Raw genomic sequence first — 266 nt, forward strand, 5'->3', positions numbered from 1 at the left:
GTATCATTTGATTAATGGTAATGCAAGTAACCTTGATGAAAGTCTGGAGCAGATTAGATTTGATTTCTATGCAAAAGATCTACAGGGCCAAAAAGAACAACGTCCTATGAACAAAAGAGGTCTTACCCTTGTAAATACTGTTCTTGGTGAGGCTTTTGGTAAATTATACGTAGACAAATACTTTACTCCGGAAGCAAAACAGCAGATGGAAACCTATATTGATTATCTTCTAAAATCATTCAAATCTCACATTGCCAACATAGACT

Annotated in this window: 1 pseudogene; it reads left to right on the forward strand. The window is 35.0% G+C overall.

The features are described 5' to 3' along the window. Window positions 1-266: pseudogene (locus SB689_RS23325) on the forward strand (M13 family peptidase); the annotation flags it as partial.

The organism is Chryseobacterium sp. SIMBA_038 (assembly GCF_046535115.1).
GTDB lineage: Bacteria > Bacteroidota > Bacteroidia > Flavobacteriales > Weeksellaceae > Chryseobacterium.